This is a genomic window from Streptomyces marinisediminis, from assembly GCF_026262575.1.
Classification (GTDB): Bacteria; Actinomycetota; Actinomycetes; order Streptomycetales; family Streptomycetaceae; genus Streptomyces; species Streptomyces marinisediminis.
Map to the genome: position 1 here is coordinate 1 of NZ_JAPKFL010000140.1, position 257 is coordinate 257.

Genomic DNA, 257 nt, shown 5'->3' on the forward strand with positions numbered 1-257 from the left:
CTCGGGCAGTTCGTTGAGGAGGGGGCTGGGGCGGAGGGCGGTGAAGGGGGGTGTGAAGCGGTCCCAGTCGACGTCGGCGACGGTCAGGGTGGCCGCCTGGCCGCCGAGGGCCTGCCCCAAGGCGGTGAGCGCGTGCTCGGGGTCCATCACCGGCAGACCCCGGCGCCGCAACTGCTCCTCACCGCCCTCGTGCACCAGTCCACCACCGGCCCACGGACCCCACGCCACCGAGGTCACCACACGACCAGCCGCACGCC

The 257-nt window shown here is 74.3% G+C and carries 1 protein-coding gene; it reads right to left on the minus strand.

Going from position 1 to position 257, the window contains the following annotated elements; translation table 11 throughout:
- A partial coding sequence (locus tag OSB71_RS24435) for a hypothetical protein (protein ID WP_265950975.1) occupies positions 1 to 228 on the minus strand: 228 nt, incomplete at its 3' end.
- Positions 229 to 257 lie beyond the last annotated feature (29 nt).